Raw genomic sequence first — 6,283 nt, 5'->3', positions numbered from 1 at the left:
CAAACAAGTGGCCAACCAGCCCTGGGATCCGAGCGTGCAGGCGCTGGTTGCTTTCCCTCAAGTCATGGCAACGCTGGGACAGGATCCCGTCTGGGCGACCTCCGCTGAAGTCAAAGCGGCTTTCGGTGAAATCGAATACCGCACCGTTCGCGAAAACATCGTTAACGGCAAGCCACGTATCGACGGTCGCGACACCAAGACTGTACGTCCGCTGAACATCGAAGTCGGCGTTCTGCCGAAGACCCACGGTTCGGCACTGTTCACCCGTGGCGAAACCCAGGCCCTGGTAGTCGCGACTCTGGGTACTGCCCGTGACGCACAACTGCTGGACACCCTGGAAGGCGAGAAAAAAGACCCGTTCATGCTGCACTACAACTTCCCTCCGTTCTCGGTAGGTGAGTGTGGCCGCATGGGTGGCGCTGGTCGTCGCGAAATCGGTCACGGCCGTCTGGCCCGTCGTTCGGTTCAGGCGATGCTGCCTGCTGCCGACGTGTTCCCGTACACCATTCGTGTGGTGTCGGAAATCACCGAGTCCAACGGTTCGAGCTCCATGGCTTCGGTCTGCGGTGCTTCCCTGGCTCTGATGGATGCCGGCGTTCCGATGAAGGCACCGGTTGCCGGTATCGCCATGGGTCTGGTTAAAGAAGGCGAGAAATTCGCCGTCCTGACCGACATCCTGGGCGACGAAGATCACCTCGGCGACATGGACTTCAAAGTAGCCGGTACCGCCAAAGGTGTTACCGCGCTGCAGATGGACATCAAGATCAAGGGCATCACCGAAGAAATCATGGAAATCGCTCTGGGCCAAGCCCTGGAAGCGCGCCTGAATATCCTTGGTCAGATGAACCAGATCATTGGCCAGTCGCGTACCGAGCTGTCGGAAAACGCTCCGACCATGATCGCGATGAAAATCGACACCGACAAAATCCGTGATGTCATCGGTAAAGGCGGCGCGACCATTCGTGCGATCTGTGAAGAAACCAAGGCTTCGATCGACATCGAAGACGACGGTTCGATCAAGATCTTCGGCGAAACCAAAGAAGCTGCAGAAGCTGCACGTCAGCGCGTTCTGGGCATCACCGCAGAAGCCGAGATCGGCAAGATCTACGTCGGTAAGGTTGAGCGCATCGTCGATTTCGGCGCATTCGTCAACATCCTGCCGGGCAAGGACGGTCTGGTTCACATCTCGATGCTGAGCGATGCTCGCGTTGAGAAAGTGACCGACATCCTGAAAGAAGGCCAGGAAGTGGAAGTACTGGTACTGGACGTGGACAACCGCGGCCGTATCAAGCTGTCCATCAAAGACGTAGCAGCAGCCAAGGCTTCGGGTGTTTAATCACTCCCACGCCTGACCGCTTCAACGTTATAAAAAATGCCCCGCCGTGAAAACGGCGGGGCATTTTTTTGTGTGCAGGAAGATCAAAAGATCGCAGCCTGCGGCAGCTCCTACACGAGATTGTGTTCAACCACGATATGGCGGCGTACATCGAATCTGTAGGAGCTGCCGAAGGCTGCGATCTTTTTGCGGTGCGTGAAGTTGCCTGACCCCGAAGCCGGTGCTAGGTTTAGCCCACAGCCCGTGTAGCTCAGCCGGTAGAGCAGCGCACTCGTAACGCGAAGGTCGCAGGTTCGATTCCTGTCTCGGGCACCACTTCTCGCTTATTTCACCTTTCTGCTCAGATCCTCAACGGTGCGTTTGAGCTGATCCATCGCGCGATCCTGATCGCTGATCTCCCGTTTGAGACTGGAGATTTCGCTGTTGTTCGAGCTTGAGCTGGAGCCGCTATTGCGCTTTAGCTCTTCTACTTGCTTGCCAAGGTTGTTCAGATCGCGCTCCTGCTCATTGACCGTGCGCTTGAGATCGTCAATCTCCTTGCTGCTGGAGCTTGAGCTGGAGCCGCTGTTGCGCTTTAGCTCTTCGATCTGACGGGCCTGCTCGCTGAGGGTGCGCTTCTGGCTTTCCAGCTCCATGGCATTGGCCTTCACGGTTTTTTGCAGGTTTTCCAGATCATCGATGCTGACGCTGGTTCTGACGAGTGTGTCCTTGCCGAATGAATTGTGGAGGGCGGAGATTTTGTCGGAGTACAACGCAGGGTCAGAGGTGACTTCGACAGCCGCTTGAGCGGTACTGGCCAATGTCAGGCTGCCAAGCAGCAGGGTAGCGGTGGCAAGCTGGGCAGGCAAAAGCTTCGAAAAACTGCGCATCACTGAGGTTCCTTGTGAAGTGCCGATATGGCACATCGCTATGACTTTGGATTTCGACTTATGTTCCTAAAGCCTCCTGCACCTTATGCGCGTGGCTTTTTATGGGATAGATGCAAAGACCCGTGTAAATCATCGACAAAACGTCCTATATTCGTTGTCTGCATGAGCATCGCCCAGCAGTTTTCAGATGATCCCGAATGGTTCTGAAGGCCAGACAAACCGGGCTTCAAACGGTTTTTTGCGTCAGAGAGATCCTTGATGATCCAGATCCATCTTCCATTCCCCAGATCAGCGAGAACGCCATGACCGTTAAAGAATTGACCCAAGAAGCCAGACACGAAGAAGCCCTGAAAAAGTACGCGCTAGACGCGCACGAGTTGATGGAAGAGATCAAGGACTTGCCCGCCGATGATCAGAAAGACCAGATCCAGTGGGCGTTCGAGGATGAGGCGGAAGCTCAGGGCTTGCAGCCGTGGGAGCTGACGCTCAAGTACACCTCAAGCCCGGAAGAGTACGAGGCGGCGCGCCTGGCGCTGCACAAGGAGGCGGCTGAGGTATTGGGCGTCGAGTGGGAAGAGTACTGCGAGATGAACAATCTGGTGGTCTAAAAAAAATGCCAGCCTTCATCAGGCTGGCATTCTTTATATCAAAGGCGTGATCAGAGACTCAGTCGCATCGACAGGTCCACAGCCTTCACATCCTTGGTCATCGCACCAATCGAAATATAATCCACCCCGGTTTCGGCAATTGGCAGCAACGTGCTTTCGTTGATACCGCCGCTAGCCTCCAGTTTTGCCTTGCCGGCGTTCAAGCGCACAGCTTCGCGCATGTCATCCAGGCTCAGCTCATCGAGCATGATGATGTCGGCACCGGCCGCCAGTGCTTCCTTCAGTTCCTCCAGGCTTTCCACTTCGATCTCCACCGGTTTGCCCGGGGCGATCTTGTGCGCGGCTGCGATAGCCTCAGGAATGCCACCGCAGGCGGCGATATGGTTTTCCTTGATCAGAAAGGCGTCATACAGGCCGATGCGGTGATTGTGGCAACCGCCGCAGGTCACGGCGTATTTCTGGGCCAGGCGCAGCCCCGGCAGGGTTTTGCGGGTGTCGAGCAACTTCACCTGGGTCTCGGCGACGAAATTGGCCAGGTACTGCGCGCGAGTGGCCACGCCGGACAGCAATTGCAGGAAATTAAGAGCACTGCGCTCACCCGTCAGCAGCGAGCGCGCCGGCCCTTCGAGATGGAATAGCACCTGATTGGGTTTCACCCGTTCGCCGTCGCGCACTTGCCAATGAACGGCAACCCGAGGGTCCAATTGCCGGAAAACCGCATCCACCCACGCGGTGCCAGCAATGACAGCCTCATCGCGGGTGATGATGGTGGCTTTGGCCAGGCGTTCGGCCGGGATCAGTTGCGCGGTGATGTCGCCGCTGCCGATGTCCTCGAGCAACGCACGGCGCACGTTGGCTTCGATTTCGGCGGTCAAATCGGCGAGACGTAGATTCGGCATAACGGGCTCCACAAACAAAGTGGCCCGATTATAGGGCCATGGTGCGAGGCAACCCAAGGCATCAACGCCCATTCCATCGTTCGCCCACCTGCATTTGGTCGATTCGTGCGAGCAGTCGGTGTTAAGCAAGGGTCTCTCATAAACGTCTATTTCTTTGGGGCGGGCAGAGTCTGCTGGCACAAGGAGAGTCTTTTGCAGATAATTCGCCTTGCATTTGACGTCATAGCTTTGACGTAGCTTTGGATTCCTTATTATTGAATGACTACGGGTGATGATTGTCCCCGTTGAGTGTCGGCTGTATGGCCGGCGTACTCGATCTTTCTTACGAACCGAACCGAAGAATCACCGTTTCAGGAGGCTTGGATGCACAACGACGGGAATGTAGTGCCTTTGCACAAGGCCGCTACCGACCAGGCGACTCACTCGCCGCTCGCCCGCCTGCCCGTGATTCTGCTTCAGGTTCGCGACAAGGCCGCGCAACAGCTCAAGGAGGGTTTGCAGGCGCTGTTCGATAACGCCGACGACACCCTGTTCGAAATGGCCGACCGCGCCCGCAACGACGTCGAGCAAAACATCTTCTTCGAAGCCATGCGCGATTTGCGCCTCAAGCGCAAAAGCATCGAACGCGGTTTTCTTGAGCAATTCTCCGAGGCTTTCGTCGGCCTCATTCATCACGACACCTCTCAGGCTGCCTTTCCCCCGGCACTGGTTTTCGATGCCGCGGTGCCGTTACCCCATGACGACATGGAACGTAATGTGGCGGTGGAGGGCATGGTCGGCAAAGTGCTGAACCGCGACGGCTTCGCCCTCGACCAACTGACAGCCCGGCTCAGCATGCTGCTGGGCAAGGCGTTGATCGAACGGCAAAACCCCATGGGGCCGACGCTGCTCTGCGAGTATTTCTTGCAGGCCGGGCGCAACCTGGGGATGGAGATCAAGGTCAAGCTGATCATTCTCAAGCTGTTCGAACGCTATGTGCTCAGCAATGCTGATCAGCTCTACGCCGAAGCCAATCAACTGCTGATCGCCACCGGCGTGCTGCCGGACCTCAAGCCCGCCCCGGCGCGGCGTGCCACCGATCGGGCGGCTGCGAGTGTTCATGCTGATCCCGCCGAGACAGGCGTGCGAACTGGCAATACGCAGATTGACGAAGGCGTGCAGGAAGTCTTCGCCGCCTTGCAGGAATTGCTGTTCCACGTGCGTGGCAGCGTTGCGCCGACCCTGGAGGTCAGCGCCCAGACCCAGCCCATCTCAACCCGCGACCTGCTGCGCCTGCTCTCGCATTTGCAGCAATACGTACCGGCACTGGCGGCTCCAGACGACTTCGATCTGCGTAACCAGCTCGAACAACTGCTGACCCGGGGCAGCGTCAAAAGCGGCAAATCGCGTGTGGTGGGGGTGGCCGACGAAGATGTGATCAACCTGATCGCCATGCTCTTCGAATGCATCCTCGATGACCGCAACCTGCCGGACTCGCTCAAGGCGCTGATCGGCCGTTTGCAGATCCCGATGCTGAAAGTCGCGGTGCTCGACAAGAGCTTCTTCAGCCGCAGCAGCCATCCGGCCCGGCGTTTACTCAACGAAATCGCCGCTGCAGCCATGGGCTGGGGCGAGTGCGATGACCATGAGCGCGACAGCCTGTACCTGCGCATCGAGCAAGTGGTGCAGCGTTTGCTGAACGACTTTGTCGATGACCCTGCAATCTTTTCCGAATTGCTGGCGGATTTTCTCGCTTTCACCAATGACGAGCGCCGTCGCAGCGAATTACTCGAGCAGCGCACCCGTGACGCCGAAGAGGGCCGCGCCAGGACCGAACTGGCGCGTCAGCGCGTCGAGCAAGCGCTGAACCAGGCGTTGGTGGGCAAGGTGCTGCCGCACAGTGTGGTGGCGTTTGTCCAGGAGGCCTGGAGCAAAGTGCTGTTGCTGACCTGCCTCAAGCACGGTGATCAGTCCGCCGAATGGCACGCCGATGTGCAGACCATGGAGCAATTGATCTGGAGCGTGCAGCGCCATGATGAACTCGACGCGAGCGTGCGCTTGTTGGCGCTGGTGCCGGGGTTGCTCAAATCGTTGCGCGATGGTTTGAACAGCTCGGCATTCGATCCGTTCGCCACCGGCGAGTTTTTCAGCAAGCTGGAAGCTTTGCACGTCCAGCTGTTCGAACGTCCAGGCCAGAAAAGCATGGCCGTTGACGCGCTGATGATGGTCCAAGTGCAGCAGCAAATCGTGCTTCGCAGCGCTGACGAAGGCCCGGTCGAGACCGCATCGATGTGTTTGCCGGAGGACGATGTCGCTTTGCTTCAAGTCGATCAGTTGCGCCTGGGCTGCTGGGTCGAGTTTCAGGAAGATGAGGAAAACACCCTGCGCTGCAAGCTGGCGGCGATCATTGAAGCCACCGGCAAGTACATCTTCGTCAACCGTACCGGGATGAAAGTGCAGGAGCACAGTCGCACCGGTCTGGCCCTGGAGTTCCGGCGTGGTGCGGTGCGAACGCTGGACGACACCTTGTTGTTCGACCGGGCGCTGGAATCGGTGTTGGGCAACCTGCGGCGTCTCAATCGCGGCAAGTGA

The 6,283-nt window shown here is 57.8% G+C and carries 5 protein-coding genes and 1 tRNA gene; 4 read left to right on the top strand and 2 right to left on the bottom strand.

Annotated features, from left to right (window positions below; translation table 11 throughout):
- Both pnp and ACQKPC_RS05135 read left to right on the top strand, forming a co-directional pair.
- Nucleotides 1-1,336 (top strand): polyribonucleotide nucleotidyltransferase (gene pnp, locus ACQKPC_RS05140; RefSeq protein ID WP_427623417.1); only part of this gene is annotated, 1,336 nt, incomplete at its 5' end.
- A 239-nt stretch (nt 1,337-1,575) separates the two neighbouring features.
- A tRNA-Thr gene (locus ACQKPC_RS05135) sits at nt 1,576-1,651 on the top strand.
- An 8-nt stretch (nt 1,652-1,659) separates the two neighbouring features.
- Here the strand turns inward: ACQKPC_RS05135 and ACQKPC_RS05130 are convergent.
- Nucleotides 1,660-2,205 carry a hypothetical protein gene (locus tag ACQKPC_RS05130; RefSeq protein ID WP_427623416.1) on the bottom strand — a complete coding sequence of 182 codons (546 nt, stop codon included), beginning with the start codon at nt 2,203-2,205 and terminating at the stop codon, nt 1,660-1,662.
- A gap of 302 nt (nt 2,206-2,507) precedes the next feature.
- Between ACQKPC_RS05130 and ACQKPC_RS05125 the strand changes: the two genes are divergently transcribed.
- Entirely contained in the window at nt 2,508-2,813 is a 306-nt protein-coding gene (locus ACQKPC_RS05125; protein ID WP_008009657.1) for a DUF6388 family protein, read from the top strand.
- Between the two features lie 50 nt (nt 2,814-2,863).
- Here ACQKPC_RS05125 and nadC read toward each other — a convergent pair whose 3' ends face one another.
- A complete protein-coding gene (gene nadC / locus ACQKPC_RS05120) occupies nt 2,864-3,712 on the bottom strand; it encodes a carboxylating nicotinate-nucleotide diphosphorylase (RefSeq protein ID WP_427623414.1) in 849 nt (282 codons plus the stop codon).
- Between the two features lie 363 nt (nt 3,713-4,075).
- On the opposite strand from nadC, the gene ACQKPC_RS05115 reads away from it, so the two are divergent.
- On the top strand, nt 4,076-6,283 hold the full coding sequence (locus tag ACQKPC_RS05115) for a DUF1631 domain-containing protein (protein ID WP_427623412.1): 2,208 nt from the start codon (nt 4,076-4,078) through the stop codon (nt 6,281-6,283).

The sequence above is a fragment of the Pseudomonas sp. NPDC089918 genome (assembly GCF_050280605.1).
In the GTDB taxonomy this organism is placed as follows: Bacteria; Pseudomonadota; Gammaproteobacteria; order Pseudomonadales; family Pseudomonadaceae; genus Aquipseudomonas.
This window is presented reverse-complemented; position numbering and strand designations above follow the sequence as displayed.